The following is a 25,836-nucleotide window of genomic DNA, read 5'->3' on the forward strand; positions in this document are numbered from 1 at the left end:
TAATTTGTATGTGTTAGTCTGAAAGTGAGAATCTACACAGGATTGCATTCAATTCTCTTCTGCCTTATTTATCATTACTTAAAAAGTCGTCCATGATTGGTTTGGATAATTTTCTATCTGAACTAAGCAAATATCTCTTTGGGAAAATCTTCATTTGAGAGAATAAGGACGTTAACAATGCGAAAAACCCTCATTCATACGGCAATTGCATTGGTATTGGCCAGCCCAGTATCGGCCTATGCGATTGATTGTACATCTTTGCCTGTCTGGGCAAGTGGAACTCCATATAACGGAGGGACACAAGTACAGCATCTTGATAATGCCTATCAGGCAAACTGGTGGAGCCAGGATAAGGATCCCGTTCAGTATTCTGATCCTTATGAAGATTGGTCTTTGCTGGGTGTGTGTAATGCACCAGATGGTAATCAGCCCCCGACAGTGACTGTGACGTCACCTCTGAATAATGCCCAGTTTGGTGTTAATGAAGTCATCTCTTTGACCGCCGATGCGGCTGACAGTGATGGTCAGCTGGTTGACGTTACATTTAAAGTGGACGGTAATACTGTGGGGATTGATGATACCGCCCCGTATTCTGTGCAGTGGAGTACGGTTGAAGGTAATCATTCAGTCACCGTTGTAGCAACCGATGATAAAGGAGCGAGCCGAACCGATTCCGTGACTATCACTGTGGTGGCAGAAGGAAACAACCAACCCCCCAGTGTGGTATTGACGAATCCGACGACCGTTTCCCAAATTAAAGAAGGTGACGTTGTCACTATAAGCGCTGATGCTTCGGATCAGGATGGTACAGTCGCTTCTGTTGAGTTTTATGTTGATGACCAGCTGGTGGGAACAGCAAGTTCATCGCCATTTGAAACTGTATGGTCTGCCACCGCGGGCAGCCACGAATTTAAATCAAAAGCCACGGATGACAACGGTGCGGTGACCTGGAGCTCAGTCGTTACAGTCGCTGTTGCTGGTGCCACTGGTGGCGGCTGTGCCGGCGTTCCTGTCTATCAGGCTGGCACCAGTTATCAGGTAGGTGATCTGGTCCAAAATGCAAATTACAAATATAGCTGTGATGTGGCTGGTTGGTGTTCGTCAGATTCGGCCTGGGCATATGAACCGGGAACCGGCCTTTATTGGACCGACGCCTGGACTGAGCAGGGAATCTGTGCGGTTGTACCCACAGTCACCTTCAGCGCTCCGGCTGACAATGCAACAGTGCTGAATGGTGACGTTGTCACAATTTCGGTGGATGCAACAGATGCTGACGGCTCTGTGTCGCAAGTGGAATTCTTTGCGGCTGGGCAGAGCTTAGGGATCGACACATCGGCACCTTTCAGTATCACATGGACAGCGACAGGAACAGGGGCTGTCAGTCTGTCGGCTGTGGCAACAGATAATGAAAACAATCAGGGCAGCGCGGGCGTTCTGGTTAATGTCAGTGACGAGCCATTGGTGGTTACCCTGACATCGCCGGCATCCGGTACTTCTGTGGGGCTAGGCAAGTCTGTTGTTGTGTCTGCGGATGCAGCATCACTGAACAGCACGGTGAACAGTGTTGATTTCCTGGTCAATGGTGCGGTAATTGCCACTGATACGACTTCTCCATACAGCACCAATTGGACGCCAGGCGCTGTGGGTAATTACACAGTCTCTGCGAGAGCCACTGATGCAACAGGACTGGCCGTTACATCTGCTGCCTCTACCGTCAAGGTGCTTCAGCAGTCAGTGAAAACCCATAAGCTGATTGGTTACTGGCATAACTTTGTCAATGGCGCGGGTTGCCCTATCAACCTCAGTGAGATGTCCGATGCATGGGATATCATCGATATTGCTTTTGCAGAGAACGATCGCAACAGTACGGGGACAGTCCATTTCAATCTGTACAGTGGTGATATTCACAGCAGTTGTCCGGCACTGGATCCTCAGAAGTTCAAGCAGGACATGGCGGCACTGCAGGCTCAGGGTAAGAAATTCGTCTTATCCCTTGGCGGAGCCGAAGGTACTATTACCCTCAATACGGATTCCGATGAACAGCACTTTGTCAGTAGTCTGACTGCGCTGATCAATGAATGGGGATTTGATGGACTGGACATTGACCTTGAAAGCGGCTCTAACCTGGTTCATGGCTCTCAGATTCAGGCTCGTTTGCCTCGCGCGCTGAAGCAGATTGAAGCTAACATGGGGGGTGATATGTACCTTACCATGGCTCCTGAACACCCGTATGTGCAGGGAGGTATGGTTGCGTACTCCGGTATCTGGGGGGCTTATATTCCTTTGATTAATGCTCTGCGCGATACCTTGGATTTGCTGCATGTGCAGTTATATAACAATGGAGGCTTGCCAAATCCATATCTGCCAGGTGCGGCACCGGAAGGTTCTGTCGATATGATGGTGGCACAATCTAAAATGTTAATTGAAGGATTCACCTTAGCCAATGGCGAGCAGTTTGCGCCACTGCGTGATGATCAGGTCGCCATAGGTCTGCCGTCCGGGCCCAGCTCTGCCAACTCAGGTCAGGCGCCGACTCAGAATATTCTGGATGCACTGGATTGCCTGACCCTTGGTACCCATTGCCAGACTGTGGTTCCGGCGTTTAATTACAGTAATTATGCCGGGGTCATGACCTGGTCAATTAACTGGGATAAACACGACGGTTATAACTTCTCCGGCCCGGTAGGTGCCAAGCTGGATGCGATGAACGCGCAGTAAAATTGCCTTATGGCGTTAAATGAAATACGGGCTGCAGTTGGCAGCCCGTATTATTTGTTGTCATACCTGAAACGTTCTCTATATCGGTAATGTCTGTTTAGTACGCTTTTACGTCCGTCACAAACCCTTTGGGCTTGAGGGCCAGAATGGAGCATTTAGTATTCTGGATAATGTCTTCGGCAGTATTTCCCATAATAAATCCGGGTATGCCGGATCTGGCAACTGTTCCCATTATTAACAATTCAATACCTTCGCTTTCAATGATGTCGGGGATGCAAGTTTGCGGAAGGCCTTTGGGGTGGAATTCTTTTACTGGCCCCGCAATGCCAGATAGCGTGATCAGTTTTTTCAGCCCATGTATGTTTTTTTGTTCCGCTTCCTTGATGGACTGCTGAAGCTCCTGCTCTGGGACATGAATAAACGGGTTGCTGGTAATTTCTTCGTACGGGAAATCCCAGCAGGAAATGATGTTCAGACTTCCGTCACAGTCGTCGGCCAGTGATCGGGACAACTGGAGCAACATCAGATCCAGATCTGTTTCTTCCTTGCTATTGTTTTCTGCATCAATAGCAACGGCGACATGAACTTTTCTCTGCGAATGTGTAATGGGACGGCATAGCCAGACCGGGCAGGGGCACTGCCTGAGTAATTCCATATCAATCGCTTTCAATCCAGCCTCGCTCTGATTGAAACTGGCGGATTTGATCACCATGTCATAATTGTCTCTGAGTACATGCTGAATGATTAAGGTTGAGGGTTTTTTGCTGCTTTCCGCCAGAATGATCGGCATCACAGATTGCTCAGACAGAGACAGTGCTGATTTTGCCTGCGCAAGCTGCAGTTTAGTGTTCTCAATGAGTGCTTGTTCCCAGCGTCCCTGATAATTCCCCAGTGACTCAGGCAGTTCAGGATAGATAATCAGCACAGTCAGGGTGCAGTGGTGAGCTTGTGACAGGCTCAGCGCCTGTCTCAGTCCATCCAATTCATCCTGCACACCATCACTGATGAAGAGCAAGTTTTCAAATCGACGCATACGGATGATCTCCTGTGCTTACAGAGGATTACAGAGGTGTATTGTTAGCCTAGACCAAAGTACCGGGGTTGCATGCATCTGGTTGATAATAACTGGCGGTATAAAAACTGTGCTATAACAACTTATGGTTATAACAAAACCTGCTTTCTTAGTGTGATTAGGTATTTTTATCTGCAGTGATGCTTAAACAATAATGAGCATCAGGAAATATAAAAGTAGTAATAACTCAGATGGATAAGACAAAGAAATCGGTAGCACTGGTATTGCTGCTGACATTAGGCGCAACGGTGACAACGGGCGGCTGGAGCGCTTTGCTGAGTCTGACGGCTTTTTCGCTGCTTTTTTATCAGGTTGCCACAAGAGCCTGGTCCGGAAAAAGGCACAGCAGCGAACAAGAATCGGCACCGCAATGGGATACCGACTAAGTCACTCATGCCGCCCCGAGCAATATGGCAAGCAATGAACCAAGGCCAATTATCAACCACAGTAACATACCCAGAAGCAGTGGTTTAAAACCGGCTGCACGTAGTTTCTGTACCGTAATTCCTGCCCCAATCATAAATAAGCACACCACCAACACGCGTTTCGACAGTGTGAAGATCCCCTGATACAGTTCAGAAAATTGGGGTAGCCAATGCGCAGTCAGCATAGCGACACAATAGAGGACGATGAACATTGGCACGGTGAGCTTTTTCTCTTTTCCCCGGAACATCAGAGCACTGAGAAACGCGAGCGGAATAATCCATAACGCTCTGGCTAATTTGAGCGTGGTGGCTGTTTTTAAAGCCTCGTCGCCATAAGCCCCTGCGGCACCAACCACTGAGGACGTGTCATGTATGGCAATAGCAGCCCAGACACCAAACTCGTGTTGTGTCATATCCAGCAGATGGCCAACAGAGGGAAACAAGAAGAGCGCGGCTGAGTTCAGTATGAAAACCGTCGCCAGTGCCAGCGAGGTCTGATGGCTGTTAGCGCTGATGGCAGGAGAGACTGCGGCAATGGCACTGCCGCCGCAAATTGCTGTTCCGGATGCAATCAGATGCCCGGTTTTGCTGTCTATCTTCAGCCAACGGGTGAGTAACCATCCCATGACTAAAGTCACGAAGATGGAAGCGACAATGAGTCCTAAACCTGCCTTGCTGGCTGCAATGGCAACATCAAGCTGAATGCCGAACCCCAGGCCGATGATCGCCATCGACAGCAATTTTTTTGTGATGGCGGCAACAGGAATATCTGCCGGGACAAGTCCTAAGGTGGCAAGTGAGAAACCCAGAATCAGCGCCACAGGGGAGTTGATAAATGGCATCAGGCAAATACACGCACTCAGCCAGAAAAGGGGATAGCGCGTTAACTGTTGTTTGAGTAAGGCAGGTTGGAACAGCATCTTTCTACAGCACACAGAAAATGAGAGCTGAAGTATACCTCGTCCTGGCAGTGAATATGACTGAAAATTTCAGTCATTAAGGCGTGTTATCTGTTTGAGGTGGCTGAATGGTGCGCTGAAGCTGCGCTTACTTTTTGACCCACAGACCGCTTGGGCTCTGATAGAAATGGCCGCTTTCGGTTTTTTCTATCGCTTTTTTATACGCGAGGCGGCTTACTTCTGGCAATGTCAGCCCGTGAGATACAGCGATACGCTGGTAACTTTCTTTTCGTTCACTGTTAACAGTTTGAATAAGTTGACGTACTTCCGCTGAAGGCGACGGTGCCAAAGCGGCTATGTAGCCATTGTTGGCTTCACCGACTAAGCCTTGTGCTTTCGCTTGTTGTAGATCGATAGCAAATGCATGTGCGCAAAAAAGCATCATGGCCAGGTAAGTCAGTATGCGTTTCATAACAGGCGCTCCGCCTTGTCAGAAGACATCATCGTCACTGAAAAGATCATCGATTTCCTTATCTACTTTAATCCTGATTTCATGTTCAATTTTCACGTTCAGATTGACTTCTATTGGCTTGTCAGAGGCCGCAACCTGTACTGTAGGTGTGCATCCGGACAGACCGAAAGTCATTAAGAGTATCACTGCGAAACAGCCTGTCATACAGTAATACTTAAACTGAATATCCATGGGCGTCGACCTTTTCAAGTCATTTGCAATAAATTCAGCGCAAAAGTCTAATTTTCAAGACCAAGCTGCTTCACAAAAATCCGCTCAAACTGAGACGTATTTATCGTATTGAGCGTTTTGATCAGTGCTGGGATATCGTCTTCGATGTTCAGGTTGATGTTGACCGGCCTTCCGTTCTGAAAGTGAGGATTCCGGCCCTTGAACCTGGCACTAGCATTTAATTGACCCTCTTTGGAATAGTCTATATCAACCGCAAGAGAGTCGTATTTATAATTTCTGAGAATCCGGGTGATCACTTTGAGGCTGTTTTCGCCTCTGGCGCTGACGTTATCATCGATACTTGCCCCTTCTTTATATTTCAGTACTCCCCCCGGACTTCTTGAAAATAAAGCACCTTTTTCAATGACGGGATGTCCGTTCACAACGCGTATGGGCAATAATCCATCCATTGTTCCCGTCAGTTCCACATCTTCAGGGTTAAATAAATCCATTAATTTCTTAAGATTGAGACTCTGGATACGCAAAGGAATCACGTCAATATTGGTCAAAGAGTGGCTCACAACATTGCGGGTGCTTAACTGACCACCAAGCACGTTGGCGGTTGCTCTGTGCAGTGTATAGAGGGGCTTATTGGTGTTGAAATCAATGCTGGCTGTTACGTCGTGAAACAAGGTGCCGAAATGAAGATAACTGGAGTGAACAGTCAGCGGCTGACGGCTCCGTATCGTATTGTTGGTTACCAAACTGGTCAATGACACGTTCAGATCGGCAAAGTGGGTGTCTTTGATATAGCCGCTTAAATGCGTTGTGAAGATATCCAGCGTGCCAGACCAGTTAGTATTCTGATATTTCAGATCTGCTCGGAGACTCACACTGCCATTATGCAGATCTGCACTGATAGGCAGCGGCGCGAGATAGTGTTTCTTAAGGCTCTGTTTTGCGGAAAAAGAAATGGGCTTTTGTGCTATCTGAATGCGGCTGATACGACTCTTCCATTCCTGAGTAAATGAAAAATCTAACCATGGCTGACTTTGCGCGGTACTTAACCAACCTGTTATTGCGAGTGCGTCTGCGTTGAGTGTCAGTTTTCCCTGGTTGCGGATGACAGGCAACGCCTGGTTATTCAGGCTGAGCGCAAGTTGTGTCGAATAATCGCTGGAGAGCCTCCATGCCTGAACGTTTTTCTCTGCCTTTAATCCGTTTAACGTGATTGTGAGATGACCGTCAAAGTGTTGCGCCGGGAGAGAGCTCTGATTCTTTCTCGATTCAGTGTCTTTAGCAATTGTGCGTAAGCTGCTGAATGCCGCATTCAGTGTGGCTGGTGATTCCCCGGTATTGAGCCACCGCAATTGCGATGACGGCGATGATGTGGATGGCAGTGTAAAGAGACTGCCCAGTTGAAGGACTGTATTGGGTATATCTATGCGGACCTGATTTAAGCTGTTTTGCGTTTGATCAGCATAATCAGGCAAGACGATCGTTTGTGCGCTGAGCTGGGTGCTTCCCAGATTCAGCCTGAGCACGTTGCCAGTGCTTTGTATGTCGATGCGCTGTGATAGCTGCAGATTACTGATTTTCAGTGGGTCGAGCTCAAGAAGAGGCGCCTGTGCTGTAAGCGTATTGGTGCCGTGGCATTGAGGCTGTACTGCCTCAGTTAACCGGGCCGGTATAGTCAGCGGCACCTGGCAGGAGAGGGCGTTTATAACAATTTGCCCTTGCGCAGCCGGGTTGTCGACGCTGATGTCCAACTGTTCCGGGGTGGTTAATCTGAACTGTGCCTGTTGCTGATCAAACGATAGTGCCCATGTCCAGATACCGTCATGGTTTAACGCTATGGCACTAGTGTCGTGAGGCTGATGTGAGCGGGGTATTCTGAACTGAATGCTGCCGGGCGCTCTTATCTTAATCGCATAGTGCCATACCGGCGAAAGCGAATCTGGGACAGAGGCTGAATCAGGCTGGTGATCTTTTTTCTCTGGTTGCTTATTCTCCGGGGGGATTGTTTCTATTAGCTTTGCCTCAAAAGCTGCCTGCTGCAAATTCGGATCAGGCAGCGCTATAGATTGGACGGCGAAATAATCCATCACCTTAGTGACATTGTCACTTTTGCAATTAAGAGACTGTGGCATGTCCGACGTAAATTGCCAGCTGGCATCACAGCTCACTAAATCCATACCGGACGAACGTGTTTGCTCAGCATCAGTGAGCTGTAAAGTAAAAACAGCCGGTTTGTTTTCAGACGCCAGAAAGTGGCTGGTAATCGGTAATAAGGTATTCTTGGCTGCTTTCACTTTTCCCTCTAATTCAAACCATGTGTTTTCTGTTTCTCGCTGAAAAATAAACCTGGCCTGAGACAAGTAATCTGTGATTGTCATCGATGCGATTTCAATTTGTTTAACCGGCGCCTGAAACAGCAAACGGGCGATTTGTCCCAAATGGGGAAAATTCTTCGAGGCTGAAGACTGTTCCTGAGACAAGAATGCAGTGGGATTCAAGCGTAATGCGCTGATACTGAGTGCGAGCGAGTGCGCTGGCGACAATAAATCGATAGCCAGAGAGAGTTGGTGTATCCCATCCTGGTCAGATTGATCTGACAATGCGCTTGCCGGTGCTATGTGATCAATTGATAACGAAAGGGGAAGCGATCCCTCCTTAGCCGGCAATGCAAAAGAAAGCCCATTGAACGAGACGGGGTAACTATCTTCTGTGAAAGCGGCCAGAGGGGGCTGGATATTGCCATGCCCGACTGTTCCACTAATCTGCAACACCGGTGTCGTTGAGACAGCAAGACTGATGTGATGTAAAGACTGCCGGTAGAGCGTTTTTGATGAAGGTATCGTTCGTTTAGTGTCTGACAATTCAGTGTCCGCAAGCGCGGCGGTAATAAGGAAGTGCCCCTCGGTCAGTGCTCCTTGGGTCATCAGTGTTACCTTGTCGAAAGTAACGATGTCAGCGATCAACCCATTTTCAAGTAAAGTTTTTCTGAGTGCCGGCGGAATAGCCACTGCCAGCCTGTCGGCTTTAATTATCCAGCCAGCGGCAAGAGAGTCCCGAGGGAAGTCTGGCATGTTCGGCTGTTGTTCCCCGGCATAGCGGTTGAGCAGCAAAACGTTATTGAGGACAAATTCATTATCTTTAATGTTGATACTCAGTTTTTTAACTGAGATACCTTGTTTCGACAGGCTGATGCCAGAGACTGATCCTAATTGAATACCTTCTCCGGCTAACCAGAAAGTCACGCCTACGGCTAAAGAGGCTAAGGCGCAGGTGGCGAATATAAAGACCCATAGCAAGCCCCGTCGAATCCGACGCACAATACTTGCAGAAGAGTGAGCTTGCGCGTTGTCATTGTATTTAGCTGTTGGCATAAAAGCTCAAGCGAGAATGAAAAACCTATGGTGCTTTCTTTACAAGCATAAGCTCTGTCTGGCTGAAATGCGGAATATTTGGTGTAAATCATCGTTTTATGGCCCGTCAGTGCGATGTTTTTTATCAGGCTTCAGCGATAGCATGCGTGGCAATCAATGTTTTTTTTATCGTTTTTTTATCAAGGTTCATAAAATTTACTGATGCAAATGTTACGAGTGGGAAGTGACATATGCTTTGGATGAAGGTTTTTCAGCGCTTATCACTAAATCCAGTCCAGATAGGGGATTGCACAACTTATTTAAACCTGAGACAAAGAAGCTCATTACTATAAAAAACTACACAGGACGTATTTGAATGTCAGACACAGTATCTATCCCGCCGCAATCCAGACAGGGAGGTGGCATCAAGCAATTAATTAAATCCTTAGGGCCCGGGATCATGATGGCGTCGGCCGCGGTTGGCGGATCGCACCTGGTTGCATCAACCAAAGCCGGGGCCATATACGGCTGGCAACTGGCCGCGATTATTTTACTGGTTAACCTTTTTAAATATCCATTTTTCAGGGCTGGTATTCAATACACAATGGGAACAGGCAAAAGCCTGGTTGAAGGCTACGACGAATTAGGGCGTGGCTATCTTTGGGTATTTTCAGGGCTTAATCTGTTATCCGGTATTGTGAATACAGCAGCGCTGTTGCTGTTCAGTGCCAGCCTGCTGGGTTATTTTATGCCGGGCAATTTGCCTCTGCCGGTTCTCTCTGCCATTGTGCTGGTGGCATGTCTGGGCATTTTAATGGCTGGTCACTATAAAGCGCTGGACGGACTGTCAAAAGTCATTATGTCCGTGTTGGTTATCGCTACTATTTCCGCTGTTGTCATAGCGGCAGGCAACGGCAGTGCCGCCCCGGCTGAATATCAGGGACCTTCTGCCTGGACCCTGGCTTCTTTTGGTTTCATTGTCGTGATGATGGGCTGGATGCCGGCCCCAATAGAAATTTCATGCCTGACATCACTCTGGCTGAAGAGTCAGCGTAAAGAGCAAACAGTGACAACGCGCTCGGCATTGTTTGACTTCAATGTTGGCTACATTGGTACGGCAATTCTGGCGGTTGTGTTTCTTTCACTGGGTGCTTTGGTGCTGTATGGAACGGGTACTGAACTGAAAGCGTCAGGAATCGGCTTCTCTCATCAGTTAGTGAGCATGTATGCGTCTACCATAGGTGAGTGGTCTCGTTACCTGATCGCCGTGATCGCTTTCTTCTGTATTTTTGGCAGTACGATTACCGTTATCGATGGTTATTCTCGTGCGCTTGCCGAAGCACAGCTGGTTATTCAGAAAAAACCACTGGAGCAAAACAGCTATATTAATGGGTGGATGATTGTTGTCAGTGTGTTTGCGATGGCGATCATTTTGTTCTTCACTTCAGCACTGATGCCAATGATGGACTTTGCCATGATCCTGGCCTTTATGACGACACCTGTCTTTGCTTATCTGAACTATCGCCTGGTGTCCACGGCATCATTGCCAGAAGATTTGAAACTCACTAAATCAATGAAACTTCTGTCATGGGCGGGTTTAACCTATCTTTACGGTTTTCTGGCCATCTTTATCTGGTGGAAATGGTTGATGTAAGCCACATTCTTGGAATGAAATGTTAAAGCCCTCAACCGAGGGCTTTTTCTTTTGTTATGCTTATAAAACAATATCTTGTGATCTGCTTGTAAATAAATATTTCATTGAAGCTTGTCAAATAGAGTATTTGCTCTAATATGGGCAGTCATTCTTGAGGTCATTAAGGATATATGATGATTGTAAGGCCGACTCTGGCTAGACCCATCACCCTGGCGCTGCTGATAAGTTCCATGTGTTTCCCTGTGAAAGCGGCGACAGTCAGTTTCGACGATGCATGGCGAATTGTCCGAAACAATAACGATGAACTGGCGGCAGAAAAAAGCAATGTAGAAAAGGCCGAATACCTGCAAGAGGCATCGAAAGCACTGTCTTTACCCAGAGTGACGGTGTCTGCCAACTATACCTACCTGGACGGTCCTATTGAGATTGCGCCTTCTGATTTGATTGCGAGTACCCCGGCCGGGCGAAGCCAGGCAAACAGTTTAGGTGGCCTGGCCCAGCTCATGGGGATGACTCCGGGGCAGTTCGACAAAATGTTCACCTCACAACTTACCGACAGAGATATTCTGACCAGTTCAGTTCGCGCTATCTGGCCGGTATTTCTCGGGGGAAGAGTGATGGCAGCCCAGGACATCGCGAAAGGAAAAACCCAGGAAGCCAGGTATATGCTCGAAATGAAAGAGCATGCCAAATTTGAAGATCTGTCGACCTATTATTTTGGTGTGGTATTAGCGCAACAAGTGCTGGACACGCGTCTGGAAGCAGAACGTGGATTGGAAAAGCATTATAAAAATGCCCTGAAGTTAGAATCGCAAGGACAGATAGCCAAAGTTGAGCGTTTGCAAGCACAGTCGTCTTTTGATAAAGCCCGTGTTGAGCGTCTTAAAGCCCAGCGCGATCTGGAAATTGCACAAGTTGCTCTGACACGCTTACTGAAATTACAAACGCCTGCATTACCTTCAACATCCTTATTCGTCAATGAAGGGCTACCGGCAATGACCACCTTTATTGATAAAACCCTTAGTGACTACCCCGGTCTTCATATTCTTGATGCAAAAAAAACGCAGGCGAACGGCGTGTTAGATGCAGAAAAGGGTAAATACTACCCGGAAGTTTTTCTGTACGGGAATTACAACCTTTATGAAGAAGACACGCTGGCAGCGAAAACAACGCCAGACTGGGCGGTAGGCGTGGGTGTCAGTATTCCGCTACTCGACTCTTCAGGCCGTTCAGACAAGGTAAAAGCGGCTCACAGCGCAATGACACAGGTGAATTACCTGCGCGCACAGGCAGAGCAGGATCTGAGCGTGCTGGTTGAGAAAACCTACCGGGAAGCCTCTCAGGCACTGGAGGAATATGACGGACTGGCTTCCAGTATTGCGCTGGCCAAGGAAAGTGTGGTGTTACGTGAAAAAGCTTTCAGTCAGGGCCTGTCGACATCTCTTGATGTTGTTGATGCCGAACTCTATCTGGCGAGTGTAAAAACGCAGCGCTTTGCCGCGGCTTATCACTACGTCACAGCATTGTCACGATTACTGGCTGTCAGCGGTGATATCAATACCTTCGACCAATATGAAAATTACAAAGGACTTAAGGTTAACTGAAATGAGTAAGTTCAAAACTCTTGCCGTGGTATTACCGGCTGCTGCGCTGGCCACTTGGCTGGGATACAGATTCTGGAACGCGTATCAGCCAGAAGTCGAGCGTTTGCAGGGGCAGATTGAAGCTCAGCAATACAATATCTCTTCGAAAGTTGCCGGCCGAATTGATCAGGTACTGGTGCGTAAAGGGGATAAAGTCACAGAAGGGCAATTGATCTTTACCTTACTGAGTCCTGAAATTGACGCCAAACTCGAACAGGCGAAAGCCAGTCAGCAGGCGGCAGGGGCACTGGCTGATGAAGCACAAAATGGCGCACGTGCTCAGGAAGTCGCGGCTGCCAGCGATCAGTGGCAAAAAGCCAAAGCGGCTGCAGCGCTTGGTGAAAAAACCTATCGCCGGATAAATAACCTTTATCGTGACGGTGTTGTAGCAGAGCAGAAAAGGGATGAGGCTTACACCCAGTGGCAAGCGGCCCGCTATACCGAGCAAGCTGCTTATCAGATGTTTGAAATGGCCAAAGAAGGCGCGCGGGAAGAAACCAAACGCGCCGCGCAAGAAAAAGAGCGTATGGCTGCCGGTGCCGTCGCTGAAGTCGAAGCCTATGCGGCGGATACTAAGATATCCAGCTGGCATGATGGCGAGGTCAGCCAGATCCTGCTTCATGGTGGGGAATTAGCACCACAAGGCTTTCCGGTTGTCAGCATCATAGATATGGATAACGCTTGGGCGGTGTTTCATGTCCGGGAAGACAGGCTGGCCGATTTTTCCAAGGGCACTCACTTCGAGGCCAAGGTGCCGGCATTGGGGGATCAAACGATCCCGTTTACTGTAACGCATGTTTCCGTTATGGGGGATTTTGCGACATGGCGGGCAACGGATACCCGGCAAGGTTTCGATATGCGCACTTTTGAAGTAGAAGCACGTCCGTTGCAGCCCGTTGACGGATTGCGTGTCGGTATGAGCGTGTTGGTAGAGCGCTGATATGTGGTTAAACACAATGCAGCGAGAGTGGCAACTCATCCGTCAGGAACCCTGGCTGAAGGCGATGCTGTTCTTTTTGCCTTTAAGTCTTTTTGTGCTGATGTGGTGGATATTCTCGCAAGGGATCGCGCGTGATCTGCCCGTCGGTGTCGTCGACCTGGATCACAGTCGCCTGTCCCGTGGATTGATCCGATACTACGATGCCAGCCCGACCTTGTCGGTTGCCCGACAGTTCAGCGAGGTAGAAGAGGGTACAGCGTTAATGCGCAACGGAGAAATTTATGCGCTGGTGGTTATTCCTGATTCTCTTGAAAAAGACACATTACTCGGGCGCTCTCCGTCTGTCACTGTCTTCTATAACGCACAGTTTATTTTGATTGCCAAGCTGATAAACAGCGCTTTCGTGTCGGCGCAGTCGACCTATGCTGCCAGCATAGATACGGTAAGCAATATGGTGTCAGGTACGCCAGTACCGCAACAGGCGCTGGGGCAAGCCCTGCCTGTGCGAAATCAGATAACCCCGTTATTTAACAGTAACTCGCACTATGGGCAGTTTTTGGTTTCGGCGGCTATTCCAGCGATGTGGCAGATCTTCATTATTGCCACCACTGTCATGGCTCTGGCGGCTGAGCAGCGGCGGCAGGGGTTACTGGCCTGGTTGGGACAACATCCGGTTAAGCATGTTGTCAGTAAGCTCATACCTTATGCGACGGTTTTTATTCTGCAAGGTGTGTTGTTTCTGTGGGGGATGTATTCGCTGCTGGACTGGCCTATGCACGGTAGCTGGATCATTGTGTTTGCAGCGCAGTGTTTGATGGTGATCGCTTGTCAGAGTGTGGCTGTGCTGTTCTTTTTCCTTGCGATGGATGTCACCCGGGCGATGAGTTTCGTGGCCGGATTTTCAGCACCGGCATTTGCTTTTATGGGAATAACCTTTCCTGCGACAGACATGCCAGCTATCGCAACAGGCTGGCGGGCACTGTTACCTGTCAGTCATTATATTGAAATACAGGTCCAGCAGGTTAACTATGGTACGGGCTTACAGCAAGCTATGCCACAGATGATGGCGCTTGCGGTATTTCTGCTGGCAATGGGGTTAGGAATACTGAGAATGCTGGTCTGGCGTGAGCGCCAGCTGGAGGGCTGCGCATGAGCTGGCGTCAATTGTTTCTGAGTGAATTGAAAGCGGTGTTCACGAACCCGGCGATCATTTTCACTGTATTTGGCGGCGTATTAATGTATTCACTCATTTATCCGCTGCCTTATTCAAACCAGCTTCCGCGCGAGCAGCAGATTGCGGTTGTCAACTTGGACAACAGTGCGGTGAGTCGGACGCTGATCCGCATGGTAGACGCGACACCACAGGTGGCTGTGATGAAAACCGCCGCAAGTATTGAAGAAGCCAAAAGCTGGATTCAGGCACAAGAAGTTAAAGGGATGCTAGTGATCCCTGAGCATTTTTACCGGGATCTCCTGCTGGGTACCAGCCCGACAGTGTCTTTCGCCGGTGATGCGGCATTGTTTCTCGTTTACGGAACTGTGGTTGAAGGGCTGGCAACCGCAACGGGAACGCTCAGCGCTGAAGCAAAAGTGGCTCGTATGATTATCGAAGGCGATAACTTGACCTTAGCTTCTGAACAGTATGCGTCGCTGAAACTCAATATGCGCCCGGTATTCAACCCGACAATGGGCTACATCAATTACGTGGTCCCGGCAGTATTCGTACTGATACTCCATCAGACACTGCTGATTGGCTCTGCATTAGTTGGCGCGGCGCAGAGTGAAATGCACCGAACCGCGGGGCCGGGTTACTGGCATACCTGCTCGCCCTGGCGAATGATTTTTACACGTATCTGCTTGTTTACCATGATCTATATGCCTCTGTGTGCTTACTACTTTGGGTTCAGCTTTGATTATTATGGTATCAGTCGTCAGGCTTCAATCGGTGATATGGTAATGCTGACAGTGCCGTTTCTGATCTCAGTAACAGCGTTAGGTATAGTCATCGGTGAGCTGATCCCCCGTAAGGAACTGGCTACAGTTATCGTTCTGCTCAGCTCACTGCCTTTGGTTTTCTCGGCTGGTTTCGTATGGCCCGTTTCCGCACTGCCGGCCCCGGTTTACTGGCTGGCACAATGGGTGCCTTCGACACCAGCGATCAACGGATTTCTGCGGTTAAATCAGATGGGAGCGAGTTTTAGTCAGATCAGTGCCTGGTGGTTTCAGCTTTGGGGACTGGCTGTTTTGTATTCACTGGCCGCTTTAGGCCTGGTGTTCAGAAACCGCCGCCGTCGGGAACGCGTTTCTGAGGCTCCGGCAACAGTTTGAACCTGATGCATTGAGCGGTATGCACAGATAGGCATTTTCAGGTGAATGTGTTAAAACAGCCTCATAATAAATGGCTGTATTGGCACAGGGATTGAAAGTGAACCGGTTATTATCCTTTGAAGCATTGATGGTTTTAGATGCTATTGAGCGTCGTGGCAGCTTTGCTGCAGCCTCAGAAGAACTCGGCCGAGCGCCATCTTCCCTGAGTTACCAGGTTCAGAAGCTGGAACAGGACCTGGATCTGGTTATCTTCGATCGCTCCGGTCATAAAGCTGCGTTTACCAAAGCTGGCCGGTTGTTGCTGGATCGGGGGCGGTTATTATTATCCGCGGCGGATGAAATGGTCTCTGATGCAACAGCGCTGGCACACGGCTGGGAGTTAGATCTTACAATAGCTTATGACGGCTTGATTAAGCTCGAGCTGATGTTTCCACTTGTAGATGCACTGGCGAAGAAAAGTAAGACCCGCCTGAAATTTCGAGAAGAAATTCTGGCCGGATGCTGGGAAGCGCTTGCGCAGGACAGAGCCGATATTCTGATTGCACCTCCGCCGAGTGTCGCGCCACCGGAGGTGAAAATTCAGCCGCTTGGCAAAATGGATATCGTCTGGGTTGCTCACCCGGATCACCCGATTCATAAGCATGATAACCCGCTCGATCCTGTTATTCGTCAGCAATATCGAGGTATAGCGGTTGCCGATACCGCACGGAATCTGCCGCCGATAACACACAATATTCTTGAAGAGCAACCGTTACTCACCGTTTCCAGCATGAATGACAAGTTGAATGCCTTACGAGCTGGCCTTGGTGTCGCGACAATTCCCAGTTTTTTCATTCAGGATGATTTAGCGACAGGTAAGCTGGCTATGGTGGGAGATAATCCTGTCAGAGAGTTTGAACTGGTCCTGGCCTGGAATCGCAGTCGCATGGGCAAGGCAAAAACCTGGGCGATTAAACAACTTGAGCAGTTATGGAAAAAGCACCTGAACTGACGCTCGTTTGTGTCGACGTTTTGAGTAGCGCGTTAACTCAGTAAGCCATGAAAAAGCAGGCTGACCTTTGGTTGATGGTCAGCCTTTTTATTGTCACCGCTAGACCCCTGCCACGCTTGTGGAGATTGGTTAACCTTGGGCGGGCTGGCTGTCATCCTGTAACGCCAACAGAAGTTCTGCAGTTTTATCTTCAAAATGTATCTCTACCTGAAAGCCGCTTTTTCTGGCGAGTGACAACATTCCCTGATTATTAGGCATGGTTATCCCAGTTAACCGTTGTAACCCCCGCTGCCGACAATATTGAATTATGGTGTTAAGCAAGATACTCCCCAGTCCTTGCCCTTTGAGATCAGAGCGAACCAGCACTGCAAATTCAGCTTCTTCGTTACTGGGATCGGAGACCGCACGACTGACACCAATAATATCGGTTTCTGTGTGTGACTCAGGCTCAAGCCTTACCGCAATAAAGGCCATCTCGCGGTCATAATCAATCTGAGTGAGATTAGCCAATGCTTCGTGATTGAATTCACCGACTTCAGAGAAAAAACGGCTGTACAGGTCATCATGTGAAACCTGTGCAATAAAGGCTTTATGGCCGGGTTCATCTTCTGGTCGAATCGGACGAAGTAAAATGGGCGAACCGTCTTTCAGCTTGGTGTAAATTTCCAGCTCTTTTGGATAAGGGCGAATAGCCAGCCTTTGTTGTGTATCGCCATTAAAGGGGTGAATGGTCATGGAAGCATCGATCACTGTCATGTCTTCACCGGCCGCCAGCAAGGGGTGTATATCCAGCTCAATGATTTCCGGGCAATCAATGATCAACTGCGACAGCTTAACCAGTAATTTGCACAGTGCAGGGATATCCAGCCTATCTGGTAAACTGCGCTGTTTAATTTTTCCTGTCTTCAGGGCATTGATGACAAGGTATCGTGCCAGCGCCATATTTAGCGGCGGAATGGCAACGGCGGCATCACGATGGATATCCCACTCTGCAGCTTCATCGCCAATAAGTATGACAGGCCCGAATACTGGATCAGTTTGAACTGCAATGCGTAACTCCTGTGCACCGGAGCGGTTGGCCATGCGCTGCACCAGCAAGCCGTCGATGCGGGCTTTCGGAAAATTATAGGAAACACGATCCAGAATCGCCTGAGAGGCATTGGCAACCTCTGCTGCCGTTCGCAGATGCAGCATGACACCATGCACTTCTGATTTATGGCGGATATCAGGAGACCGCAACTTAACGGCAACCGGATAGCCAATTTGCTCGGCAATATGGGCGGCTTCTGCGGGATCTGAGGCAATCCAGGTCGGCAGGGTATGAAAACCATAGCTTTCCAGTACAGGGCGTACTTCATGTGTTTCCAGATGATAGATTTTCTGATCGAGTAACTGATCCAATAACTGATGCACCAACCCAGGGTTACTTTGAGTCTCACCGAAAGAAGACGGTGTTTCCATCAGCTGTTTCTGATTGCGCCGGTACTCCACCAGGTGCATGAAGGCGGTAACAGCACTTTCCGGTGTTCGGTACGCAGGAAAGCCAGACTGTGTGAAAACGTGTCTGGCTTTCAATGCCTGATTCTCTCCGGCCCAGTTACTGAGGATATTGAAATGCAGGGTGCGGGGGTGCTGTTGCAGTACCTTGACCATGTGCTCAGCTGTTTCTTTGCTCGGTGCGATGGCAGATGGAGAGTGCATAATGAGCAGGGCATCGAAATCGTCGCTGTCTAACAGAATCTTGGTGGCTGCTTCATAGCGTGCGATATCGGCATCCCCGACGATATCAATCGGGTTTGATTGAGACCAGCTGGCCGGCAATACAGCCGACAGTTTAGCGATAGTCTCCTGGCTCAGTGTCGCGAGCTTACCGCCACGTTCGCTGAGGGCATCAACGGCCATAATCGCAGGGCCGCCACCATTGGTCAGAATGGCTAAACGCTCACCCCGCAAAGGCACAGCGTGAGCCAGTGTTTCCACTGCCGCAAACAGATCATGGGTGTTGTGCACCCGCAGCATCCCCGAGCGTTTGATGGCGGCATCATAGACAGCATCCAGACCAATTTCTCCTCCGGTATGAAGGTGAGCAGCGGCACTGCCAATTTTCGTCCGGCCACTTTTCAATACCAGTATGCGCCGAGTCCGTGCTGCTGCTCGTGCAGCGGACATGAAGCGTCGTGCATCACGTATTGAGTCGATATACAGCAAAATGGCTTGTGTTTTACTGTCGCGGCACAAGGTATCTAACAGTTCAGCAAAACCAATATCGCAGGTATCTCCCAGCGAGATAAAGGTTGAAAAACCAATATTCTTGTTCTTGGCCCAGTCCAGAATCGTGGTACAGACCGCCGCAGACTGCGAAATGAAGGCAATATTGCCTTTGTTGGCGGAAACCGGAGAAAAAGACGCATTGAGATTATGCCAGGGAAGAATCATCCCCATGCTGTTTGGCCCGATAAGCCGCATCCCGTACTGTTTGGCGGTTTCATACATGCGCATATCTTTTGTGACGCCGTCACTATCGGGATCTACGTTCATTCCTGCCGCTAATACGATGGCCAGCTTGACGCCTTTACGGCCTAACTGGTCGATAATACTGACGTTCCTGTCACTATTGGTGCATAAAATGGCCAGATCGGGAACGCGGGGCAGACTATCAATATCTGGATAGGCTAACACACCTGCCACTGCGTCATACTTGGGAGTCACTGGCATGATAGGCCCATGAAAGTTACCGGACAGCAGGTTTTTGATAACCACATAACCGGCACGTTTGGGATTATCCGATGCGCCAATAATGGCGACAGAACGTGGCTTTAGTAGTGACTCGAGTCCTTTCATGGCATTTTCTCTCAGTATTTCGTAAAGAATTAACACTCAACGACAGACAATCATTTTTATCGTATGGTTGCATGATTGGGTGGCTGACCATCCACTGATTGTGAGTGTAATGGAACCCATTCGACATTGTGTGAAAAGAAGCCGCCGCTGTGCTTCATTCTTGGTATTTTTATATTGCACAATTTTATTAAAAACTGGAATTTACATAAAAAATCAATCTATTATTGATATAGCTTTGAACCTGTGACATAGCGCCAATTCTATAGCATACAGAGTGATGCAAGCTTGATTGGCATCAGGTCGGGGTGCAGAATCTTTTTAAAGACAAATTTGATCAGGCACGATGATAATGAAAAAAATTGCCTTAATGGTTGCTGTTACATCAGCTTTAGCAGGCTGTGCGCTAGATAATGAACGTCAGACAATGAATGGCACTGTGGTGCCTACATTGGATGAACAGGAACAAGCGGCAACGGCCGCGCAACAGGGTGCAACGGCTGAACCGATGGCGGTTGAGCAATTGAATGAACCCATTCCACCTCTGAACCCAGTTGATATAGCAATCACAGATGAAGTTGTTCCTCTTGATCAGGAGATTGCTCCCGTAGATGCGCCAGCAACTACTGCAGAAAAATCAGTGGCTGTAATCACAGAATCTGAGCCTATGACTGGCTCCGTCGCGGCAGCGCCAAAGACCAACACGTCTGAAACGGCAAAAGTCAGCTATGAATACGCGACAGAACCTGTATCGGGTTTCACCGTTCAGGTGCTGGGGGTTAGTAAAAACAGTGGTTTTGCCTCATACATTGCAAAGTTGCCAGGACAGCAACCAGTGTGGGTGAATCAGAAAACCTTCCATGAAAAGCCTTGGTACACTTTACTTTACGGGCACTTTGATACAGTCCAGCAAGCCCAGGCAGCCATCAAGGATTTACCTGCAGAGATCCGTTCATTCGGTCCCTTCGTTCGTAGTCTGGCCAAGATTCATCAGTCGCCTGAGCCTAAGCTGACCAAGATAAACTAATACACCCGATAAGCTCTTCCTTGGAAGAGCTTATTTTTTGCATCGTTGACCGTTTTCACAGTAGGGAATCAGGCCAATAGCTTGATGCCTGATAGATAAGATGCAATAGTTGATGCCCTGAAGGCTGCCGGGGGCGCTTTGTAATATCATCATTCAGAACAGATGAAACCCGGTGGTACAAACATATTTCGGCCTGTCATGATCGGCAGGTTACGTTTTACAAGGGATCAAGATGAATCCAATTCACGTTTTACTTCTTTGTGGCGGTGGCAGCGCAGAACACGAAGTGTCTTTGGTTTCTGCCAATTTCATAGAACAAAACCTGCAGGCGATTGATGGCGTTCGCTATATCCGTATCGAAATGCAAAAAGACGGCTGGTTTGACAGTGAAGGCCAGCGTTGGCAACTAAACCTGGATCGCAGTATCCAGTCTGAATCTGGCGATAAACTCCCCATTGATTACGTCATTCCGTGTGTCCACGGTTATCCTGGTGAAACCGGCGATCTGCAATCTTTACTGGAAATAGCGGGCGTGCCTTATTTCGGTTGTGGTCCTCAGGCCAGCACGAATTGCTTCAATAAGATCACAACAAAATTGTGGTTTGATGCACTGGGTATTCCGAATACACCTTATGTGTTCCTGAGCGAACAAGACGAAGAGTCGCTACGTACCGCCGAAGACGCATTAGCCAGGTGGGGAAGTGTTTTTGTTAAAGCGGCCTGTCAGGGATCATCCGTGGGCTGTTACAAAGCAACCGACAGGGAAAGCCTGGTCGAATCACTGAACAAGGCGTTTACCTTTTCAGAACAGGTTTTGGTTGAGAAAGCCATCAAGCCCAGAGAGTTAGAAGTGGCTGCTTATCAGTATGGTGATGAATTGATTATTACCAAGCCAGGGGAAGTGACCTGCCCGGACGGTAAATTCTATACCTACGAAGAAAAATACAGCACAGAAAGCCATTCGACCACCACAGTCGAAGCATCCAACATTACTGAAGAACAGGTCGAAGCCATTCGCAGTTATGCCAGAAAAGCCTTTGTGCATATGAAGTTAAAAGATCTGTCACGGATTGATTTCTTTCTGAGTGAGGAAGGTGACATTCTTCTTAATGAAATCAATACGTTCCCTGGTATGACGCCAATATCTATGTTTCCTCAGATGCTGGCCCATCATGGACACAGTTTTACAGACTATCTTGAGCAAGCTATCAAAAGCGCTGTCCATCCATCCAGTCAGTGATTTTTGGTTTCAAAAACGCCAGTCTGACTGGCGTTTTTTTCATTGGCTGCAATACTGACGATGAGACTCGACATGACCCCTATGCTGACAAACAAACAGAAAGCTGCGCGTTTTAAAGCTATGCAGGAAAAGAACTACAGAGCCAGTTTAAAGCTGGAGGGCTTTGAATTAGACGGGGCGCCAGGTACAGAGTCGTCACACGAACCACCCGTGTCTGAGAATGAACAAATCGCTCGGTTAAAAAAGCATTATGCGAGATAAATATGGTGTTCAGCAGGATCCTGATTGCTACCCCGGTTCGGCTGTTCTCATCAACTTACTCAATATCAATGATGAAGATGAACTCGCTCTGGCTGAGCGGGATTTCACACGGGTTCGGGCAGAACATTTTGTACCAGAGTTCGACCGATTTGATTTAGCCTATCTGCGACAAATACATTTCACTCTGTTTCAGGATTTATACTCCTGGGCTGGTGATATACGACGGGTGGATATCACCAAAGGCCAGAGTCGATTTTGTCATGCCAGGAATATTGAAAGGGAGGCGACACGTCTTTTTGCTTCACTTGCTGATGAATCATACCTCTGTGGGCTGGATTTCGATCATTTTATCCGCCGCATTGCTCATTATTACTGTGAATTGAATGTCATACACCCGTTCAGAGAAGGGAATGGGCGTGTTCAACGTATTTTCTTTGAGATTCTGGCCCTTAATGCCGGATACGAAATCTGTTGGGAAGGCATTAACCTCAAGGAATGGGTTGAAGCGAATCAGGCGGGGTATTTTGGCATTATGGCTCCCTTGGAAAGCTTGTTCGAAAGAATCACTCAACCTATTCATGCTGTTGTTCAACCCCAGTGGGCATCCGGTCCAGGCAGTTAAATCTTCACTTACTTCTCCCAGTCTTTTTTCTTCACGTATTTCGCAATTTCCGTATCGTGTCTATCTTTATGACCCACATACTGTGCCGGCATTGCAGGGCTCTTCCAACGCCCCTGAGATTGGATGTCAGGGATGGATACCCCCGCATCGGATAGATCTTTGGCGGCGCCTACTCTGGGTGACTGGCCCGAAAAAACACTGTCTTGGCTGAGTCCGAGTTCTTCACCAGCGCGGCGAAACACCCGGTAGATGGACGAGTGGTCAAGTGGTTGCTCGCCAATATTGCCATGACGATCAATTCTTCGAAAAACAACACCTGATTCAATCATGCCTACCGTCAGCCAGCGCTGCATACTACGAGAAGCAATGGTACTTAATGCAATTATGTGATCCTGGATATGCAGACTAATAAGTCCTGAGGTGTCAATTGAGATATTTTCTATGGTCAGCGCTGCCAGTTCGCTCCGCTTTAACATTGCTTCAAACATAACAGCCCAAATCGCCAGATCGCGAATGTCTTTGGGTTTGGTAGAGAGAGAGAAAACATCAACCAACTGTTGTAAGTGATCATCCCTGAAGGCGTTCGCATTTTTGTAGTCGTCTTTTTTTTCTACACAATATTTATTCAGTACTAGCCTGACTTCAGTATGACGGCAAGGATCGGGGAGGGCATGGCAGCGGTGAACCAATCCGATTGTGACAATGTAACGCTTGAGGCTTGACAGCTTGCGTTTCTTGGCCATCGTATCAATAAAGTTATGTACCGTTTTTACTGTTGCTGGCAAAGGGATTGCGTGTTTGTCCAGGCAGTAATGAAGGAAATTATTCCAATCGTTTTTGAAAGCCAGCAAAGTGTTCGACGAATACTGTTTATGTGTCAAAACTTCCCAGACTTCAATATCTTCTATGGGTAGCGTGAAGAGCTTTATACTGTCTCTTTTTTTATTTTCTTCAGCAATGGGAGGAATTTTCTTCATTTAATGCACTATAACTTATTTGTTGATAACTATTACTATATACTAAGCCGCCTCATAAACAAGGCGGCATGTGATAAACATTAAATGGCTAACCAAAGCGAAGGGGGACGTTAATCGTCTTCATCCAACTTTTCTACATCAACTAAGTAGTCGCCCATCAGCCAGTTTCTGCCAAGCAACAGTTTGTATTCCAGCTTGCTACGATTGCGCAAGTTTACAGTGACTTCTTTATGTTCACCGTTCCAGCTTAAATCCATTTTTACTGCATAGCGACGTTCAACACCTTGAGCATTCCGTATTTTACTGACTTTAACTATTTTTGCTTTGTGAGTGGTTGTTTCACCTTTCTCATTTTTTGTCTTGAATTCCACCATATTGCCTAGATTTTCACGCATATCTTCGCTTTTATCACCTAATATACGGATATCATAAGCATTGATTGAAGACGTGTTCGCGCCAGTATCAATTCGGGCTTTGTATTCGAGTTCCAAATCCAGGACGTTGATAGTCTCAACTTGACCAACAATGGATTTCTTTTCGAGAGGTCGACTGTCAGCCAGGGAAGAGGGGCTGTTAAATGCAAATACAACTAACATTAACGGGATCAATGCTTTTTTCACGGAACCTCCAAGAAAAGTGCCAATAGTAAATATGATTACTATAAATATAAGTTACCTATGTTTGTTCAGCGTAAAGTTAAAGCTCTGATGAGGTAAGCTTAGGTTCAGCTAATCAACCTTTAGTCTCAATGCTGAGCGAATCTGTTGATAACAAGCAGGGGTGGGTGAAAAACGAATGGCCGTTATACCCAGTTTTCGGGCCGCAAGCACATTGTCTTCGTTATCATCGATAAAATACGTATCTTCAGGATTAATCGCGTATCTATTTATAAGCAATTGAAATATTTCAGCTTCTGGCTTCATTAGCAGCTCTTTGGCAGAAACCAGACCGCCATTGAACAATGCAATAAAATCATGCTTTTCGTAAAGCGTATCGAAAAAGGCGCTACTCATATTCGTCAGGTAGTACAGGTTAAAATCCAGTTCCAGTAAGTCATCAAGTAACTGTTTCGACGCTTCGATCACAGTCAGACTGTTTTGAATGTGATCAATGAAGTCCTCCATCCTTGCCTCTGGAAAACCGGTTCGAGCAGCAAATTTTGGGATAACTTCGGCCATCAACATAGTACCGCGATCCAAAGCCAACCAGTCAGGGTGCTGAAGTACGTTCGTCAGCAGTATGTCTTGTTCGTATGTAGACTGAGTGAAAGTAGAGACGATTTTGTGCGGGTTCCAATCAAACAGCACAGCACCAAAGTCAAAAACTACGTTATGAATCATATGCGTTTCCGTTAGAGGCCTATTTATTGATAATATTCGGACTTAGCCTGGTCGCAAGCCTCTATATTCAACCTGAAGGCCAGGTCACACTTTTAAAGCAGTTATTGAGGTCGATTTCATGAGTGATAACAGCCGATTAGTCTATTCAACTGATACAGGCAGAATTAAAGAAGAGAAAACAACCCCAGAACGCCTGAAAGGCGATGGCGTGGTACGAATTCAGCGTCAGACAAAAGGCCGTAAAGGAAAAGGCGTCTGTATTGTCACTGGGTTGGATATGAATGATGCTGAACTGAAGCTTTTGGCCGCTGAGTTGAAAAAAGTCTGTGGCTGCGGTGGTTCTGTAAAAGATGGAACCATAGAAATCCAGGGCGATAAACGCGATATCATCAAAAGCACACTTGAGAAAAAAGGACACACGGTAAAATTAGCCGGCGGCTGAAAAACTAACATCAGCCTGGCAGTCCTGGTTTCAGCTGCTAATCAAGATCTAATCAACGCAATCTGGCAAGAGAGCGAAAAGCTGTCAGGCACATACAAATCTATGCATGCTGACCAAGTTTCCTCCGTATTTGAAGGAATCCCGACGAACACATCGGCGTTCGTCGGCCTTAGGTAATTTCACCTGACATTGAAGAACCAGGCAAACTGACATTTGCAGCAGGACTTAAATATAAGTGTGAATTACCTATTTTATGGTAAATCAGCGTTATGGTTAAATGACGCGCTTTGCCAGCCAGGTAACCATAGAGAAGAGAGCAGAAGAGCTCTACATATAATCCTCGCTGCCCTTTATTTAACATAATCTATG

At 47.8% G+C, this 25,836-nt stretch carries 22 protein-coding genes; 13 read left to right on the forward strand and 9 right to left on the reverse strand.

All coding sequences use genetic code 11. The features are described from left to right. Positions 1-177: 177 nt before the first annotated feature. A complete protein-coding gene (locus tag D6M16_RS17620) occupies positions 178-2,718 on the forward strand; it encodes an Ig-like domain-containing protein (RefSeq protein ID WP_120513106.1) in 2,541 nt (846 codons plus the stop codon). Positions 2,719-2,815: 97 nt separating this feature from the next. Here D6M16_RS17620 and D6M16_RS17625 read toward each other — a convergent pair whose 3' ends face one another. Continuing rightward, entirely contained in the window at positions 2,816-3,751 is a 936-nt protein-coding gene (locus D6M16_RS17625) for a universal stress protein (protein WP_120513107.1), read from the reverse strand. A gap of 230 nt (positions 3,752-3,981) precedes the next feature. Between D6M16_RS17625 and D6M16_RS17630 the strand changes: the two genes are divergently transcribed. Then, the gene (locus D6M16_RS17630; RefSeq protein ID WP_120513108.1) at positions 3,982-4,176 is read left to right on the forward strand and encodes a hypothetical protein; all 195 of its coding nucleotides are present in this window, start codon (positions 3,982-3,984) and stop codon (positions 4,174-4,176) included. 5 nt (positions 4,177-4,181) lie between these two features. Here the strand turns inward: D6M16_RS17630 and D6M16_RS17635 are convergent, their stop codons facing one another. From D6M16_RS17635 to D6M16_RS17650, 4 genes are all read right to left on the reverse strand, one after another. Then, complete coding sequence (locus D6M16_RS17635; RefSeq protein WP_120513109.1) at positions 4,182-5,135, reverse strand: YeiH family protein; 954 nt, start codon at positions 5,133-5,135, stop codon at positions 4,182-4,184. A 127-nt stretch (positions 5,136-5,262) separates the two neighbouring features. Next, positions 5,263-5,586 (reverse strand): YdbL family probable chaperone protein, encoded by a 324-nt coding sequence (locus D6M16_RS17640; RefSeq protein ID WP_120513110.1) that lies wholly within the window; start codon positions 5,584-5,586, stop codon positions 5,263-5,265. An 18-nt stretch (positions 5,587-5,604) separates the two neighbouring features. Then, a complete protein-coding gene (locus D6M16_RS17645) occupies positions 5,605-5,817 on the reverse strand; it encodes a YnbE family lipoprotein (RefSeq protein WP_120513111.1) in 213 nt (70 codons plus the stop codon). Between the two features lie 47 nt (positions 5,818-5,864). Continuing rightward, complete coding sequence (locus D6M16_RS17650; protein WP_120513112.1) at positions 5,865-9,185, reverse strand: intermembrane phospholipid transport protein YdbH family protein; 3,321 nt, start codon at positions 9,183-9,185, stop codon at positions 5,865-5,867. A 355-nt stretch (positions 9,186-9,540) separates the two neighbouring features. Between D6M16_RS17650 and D6M16_RS17655 the strand changes: the two genes are divergently transcribed. The 6 genes from D6M16_RS17655 (at position 9,541) to D6M16_RS17680 (ending at position 16,720) form a co-directional block, all read left to right on the forward strand. After that, the gene (locus tag D6M16_RS17655) at positions 9,541-10,818 is read left to right on the forward strand and encodes an NRAMP family divalent metal transporter (RefSeq protein WP_120513113.1); all 1,278 of its coding nucleotides are present in this window, start codon (positions 9,541-9,543) and stop codon (positions 10,816-10,818) included. Between the two features lie 173 nt (positions 10,819-10,991). After that, positions 10,992-12,422 carry a TolC family protein gene (locus tag D6M16_RS17660; RefSeq protein WP_120513114.1) on the forward strand — a complete coding sequence of 477 codons (1,431 nt, stop codon included), beginning with the start codon at positions 10,992-10,994 and terminating at the stop codon, positions 12,420-12,422. 1 nt (position 12,423) lies between these two features. Next, positions 12,424-13,401 carry an HlyD family secretion protein gene (locus D6M16_RS17665; RefSeq protein WP_120513115.1) on the forward strand — a complete coding sequence of 326 codons (978 nt, stop codon included), beginning with the start codon at positions 12,424-12,426 and terminating at the stop codon, positions 13,399-13,401. Position 13,402: 1 nt separating this feature from the next. Further along, entirely contained in the window at positions 13,403-14,554 is a 1,152-nt protein-coding gene (locus D6M16_RS17670; protein WP_120513116.1) for an ABC transporter permease, read from the forward strand. Beyond that, positions 14,551-15,729 carry an ABC transporter permease gene (locus tag D6M16_RS17675; RefSeq protein WP_120513117.1) on the forward strand — a complete coding sequence of 393 codons (1,179 nt, stop codon included), beginning with the start codon at positions 14,551-14,553 and terminating at the stop codon, positions 15,727-15,729. The genes D6M16_RS17670 and D6M16_RS17675 overlap by 4 nt, the downstream gene beginning before the upstream one ends. A 70-nt stretch (positions 15,730-15,799) precedes the next feature. Continuing rightward, positions 15,800-16,720 (forward strand): LysR family transcriptional regulator, encoded by a 921-nt coding sequence (locus D6M16_RS17680; RefSeq protein ID WP_205576928.1) that lies wholly within the window; start codon positions 15,800-15,802, stop codon positions 16,718-16,720. 129 nt (positions 16,721-16,849) lie between these two features. Here D6M16_RS17680 and D6M16_RS17685 read toward each other — a convergent pair whose 3' ends face one another. Beyond that, the gene (locus D6M16_RS17685) at positions 16,850-19,561 is read right to left on the reverse strand and encodes a bifunctional acetate--CoA ligase family protein/GNAT family N-acetyltransferase (protein WP_120513118.1); all 2,712 of its coding nucleotides are present in this window, start codon (positions 19,559-19,561) and stop codon (positions 16,850-16,852) included. 349 nt (positions 19,562-19,910) lie between these two features. Between D6M16_RS17685 and D6M16_RS17690 the strand changes: the two genes are divergently transcribed. The 4 genes from D6M16_RS17690 (at position 19,911) to D6M16_RS17705 (ending at position 22,708) form a co-directional block, all read left to right on the forward strand. After that, complete coding sequence (locus tag D6M16_RS17690; RefSeq protein WP_162941097.1) at positions 19,911-20,585, forward strand: SPOR domain-containing protein; 675 nt, start codon at positions 19,911-19,913, stop codon at positions 20,583-20,585. A 232-nt stretch (positions 20,586-20,817) separates the two neighbouring features. Further along, complete coding sequence (locus tag D6M16_RS17695) at positions 20,818-21,825, forward strand: D-alanine--D-alanine ligase (protein WP_120513120.1); 1,008 nt, start codon at positions 20,818-20,820, stop codon at positions 21,823-21,825. 120 nt (positions 21,826-21,945) lie between these two features. Then, positions 21,946-22,086, forward strand: coding sequence for a YhfG family protein (locus tag D6M16_RS22740; protein WP_420812265.1), 141 nt, complete (start codon positions 21,946-21,948; stop codon positions 22,084-22,086). Next, positions 22,076-22,708 carry a putative adenosine monophosphate-protein transferase Fic gene (locus tag D6M16_RS17705; protein WP_120513122.1) on the forward strand — a complete coding sequence of 211 codons (633 nt, stop codon included), beginning with the start codon at positions 22,076-22,078 and terminating at the stop codon, positions 22,706-22,708. Before D6M16_RS22740 ends, D6M16_RS17705 begins: the two co-directional genes overlap by 11 nt. A gap of 8 nt (positions 22,709-22,716) precedes the next feature. Here D6M16_RS17705 and D6M16_RS17710 read toward each other — a convergent pair whose 3' ends face one another. The 3 genes from D6M16_RS17710 to D6M16_RS17720 all read right to left on the reverse strand — a co-directional run bounded on the left by D6M16_RS17710 (position 22,717) and on the right by D6M16_RS17720 (position 25,025). Continuing rightward, positions 22,717-23,685, reverse strand: a complete 969-nt coding sequence (locus D6M16_RS17710; RefSeq protein ID WP_120513123.1) for a tyrosine-type recombinase/integrase — start codon at positions 23,683-23,685, stop codon at positions 22,717-22,719. A 110-nt stretch (positions 23,686-23,795) separates the two neighbouring features. After that, positions 23,796-24,305, reverse strand: coding sequence for an ATP-dependent zinc protease family protein (locus D6M16_RS17715; protein ID WP_162941099.1), 510 nt, complete (start codon positions 24,303-24,305; stop codon positions 23,796-23,798). Between the two features lie 108 nt (positions 24,306-24,413). Beyond that, positions 24,414-25,025, reverse strand: coding sequence for an HAD family hydrolase (locus D6M16_RS17720; RefSeq protein ID WP_120513125.1), 612 nt, complete (start codon positions 25,023-25,025; stop codon positions 24,414-24,416). A 118-nt stretch (positions 25,026-25,143) separates the two neighbouring features. Between D6M16_RS17720 and yciH the strand changes: the two genes are divergently transcribed. Continuing rightward, on the forward strand, positions 25,144-25,467 hold the full coding sequence (gene yciH, locus D6M16_RS17725) for a stress response translation initiation inhibitor YciH (RefSeq protein ID WP_120513126.1): 324 nt from the start codon (positions 25,144-25,146) through the stop codon (positions 25,465-25,467). The last annotated feature ends 369 nt before the right edge of the window (positions 25,468-25,836 follow it).

This window comes from Photobacterium salinisoli (assembly GCF_003614885.1).
In the GTDB taxonomy this organism is placed as follows: Bacteria; Pseudomonadota; Gammaproteobacteria; order Enterobacterales; family Vibrionaceae; genus Photobacterium; species Photobacterium salinisoli.

Bases quoted from the DNA above. Each gene is read 5' to 3' on its own strand.
- D6M16_RS17620 (WP_120513106.1), top strand. From the start codon at position 178: ATGCGAAAAACCCTCATTCATACGGCAATTGCATTGGTATTGGCCAGC.
- D6M16_RS17625 (WP_120513107.1), bottom strand. From the start codon at position 3,751: ATGCGTCGATTTGAAAACTTGCTCTTCATCAGTGATGGTGTGCAGGAT.
- D6M16_RS17630 (WP_120513108.1), top strand. From the start codon at position 3,982: ATGGATAAGACAAAGAAATCGGTAGCACTGGTATTGCTGCTGACATTA.
- D6M16_RS17635 (WP_120513109.1), bottom strand. From the start codon at position 5,135: ATGCTGTTCCAACCTGCCTTACTCAAACAACAGTTAACGCGCTATCCC.
- D6M16_RS17640 (WP_120513110.1), bottom strand. From the start codon at position 5,586: ATGAAACGCATACTGACTTACCTGGCCATGATGCTTTTTTGCGCACAT.
- D6M16_RS17645 (WP_120513111.1), bottom strand. From the start codon at position 5,817: ATGGATATTCAGTTTAAGTATTACTGTATGACAGGCTGTTTCGCAGTG.
- D6M16_RS17650 (WP_120513112.1), bottom strand. From the start codon at position 9,185: ATGCCAACAGCTAAATACAATGACAACGCGCAAGCTCACTCTTCTGCA.
- D6M16_RS17655 (WP_120513113.1), top strand. From the start codon at position 9,541: ATGTCAGACACAGTATCTATCCCGCCGCAATCCAGACAGGGAGGTGGC.
- D6M16_RS17660 (WP_120513114.1), top strand. From the start codon at position 10,992: ATGATTGTAAGGCCGACTCTGGCTAGACCCATCACCCTGGCGCTGCTG.
- D6M16_RS17665 (WP_120513115.1), top strand. From the start codon at position 12,424: ATGAGTAAGTTCAAAACTCTTGCCGTGGTATTACCGGCTGCTGCGCTG.
- D6M16_RS17670 (WP_120513116.1), top strand. From the start codon at position 13,403: ATGTGGTTAAACACAATGCAGCGAGAGTGGCAACTCATCCGTCAGGAA.
- D6M16_RS17675 (WP_120513117.1), top strand. From the start codon at position 14,551: ATGAGCTGGCGTCAATTGTTTCTGAGTGAATTGAAAGCGGTGTTCACG.
- D6M16_RS17680 (WP_205576928.1), top strand. From the start codon at position 15,800: ATGGCTGTATTGGCACAGGGATTGAAAGTGAACCGGTTATTATCCTTT.
- D6M16_RS17685 (WP_120513118.1), bottom strand. From the start codon at position 19,561: ATGAAAGGACTCGAGTCACTACTAAAGCCACGTTCTGTCGCCATTATT.
- D6M16_RS17690 (WP_162941097.1), top strand. From the start codon at position 19,911: ATGAAAAAAATTGCCTTAATGGTTGCTGTTACATCAGCTTTAGCAGGC.
- D6M16_RS17695 (WP_120513120.1), top strand. From the start codon at position 20,818: ATGAATCCAATTCACGTTTTACTTCTTTGTGGCGGTGGCAGCGCAGAA.
- D6M16_RS22740 (WP_420812265.1), top strand. From the start codon at position 21,946: ATGCAGGAAAAGAACTACAGAGCCAGTTTAAAGCTGGAGGGCTTTGAA.
- D6M16_RS17705 (WP_120513122.1), top strand. From the start codon at position 22,076: ATGCGAGATAAATATGGTGTTCAGCAGGATCCTGATTGCTACCCCGGT.
- D6M16_RS17710 (WP_120513123.1), bottom strand. From the start codon at position 23,685: ATGAAGAAAATTCCTCCCATTGCTGAAGAAAATAAAAAAAGAGACAGT.
- D6M16_RS17720 (WP_120513125.1), bottom strand. From the start codon at position 25,025: ATGATTCATAACGTAGTTTTTGACTTTGGTGCTGTGCTGTTTGATTGG.
- yciH (WP_120513126.1), top strand. From the start codon at position 25,144: ATGAGTGATAACAGCCGATTAGTCTATTCAACTGATACAGGCAGAATT.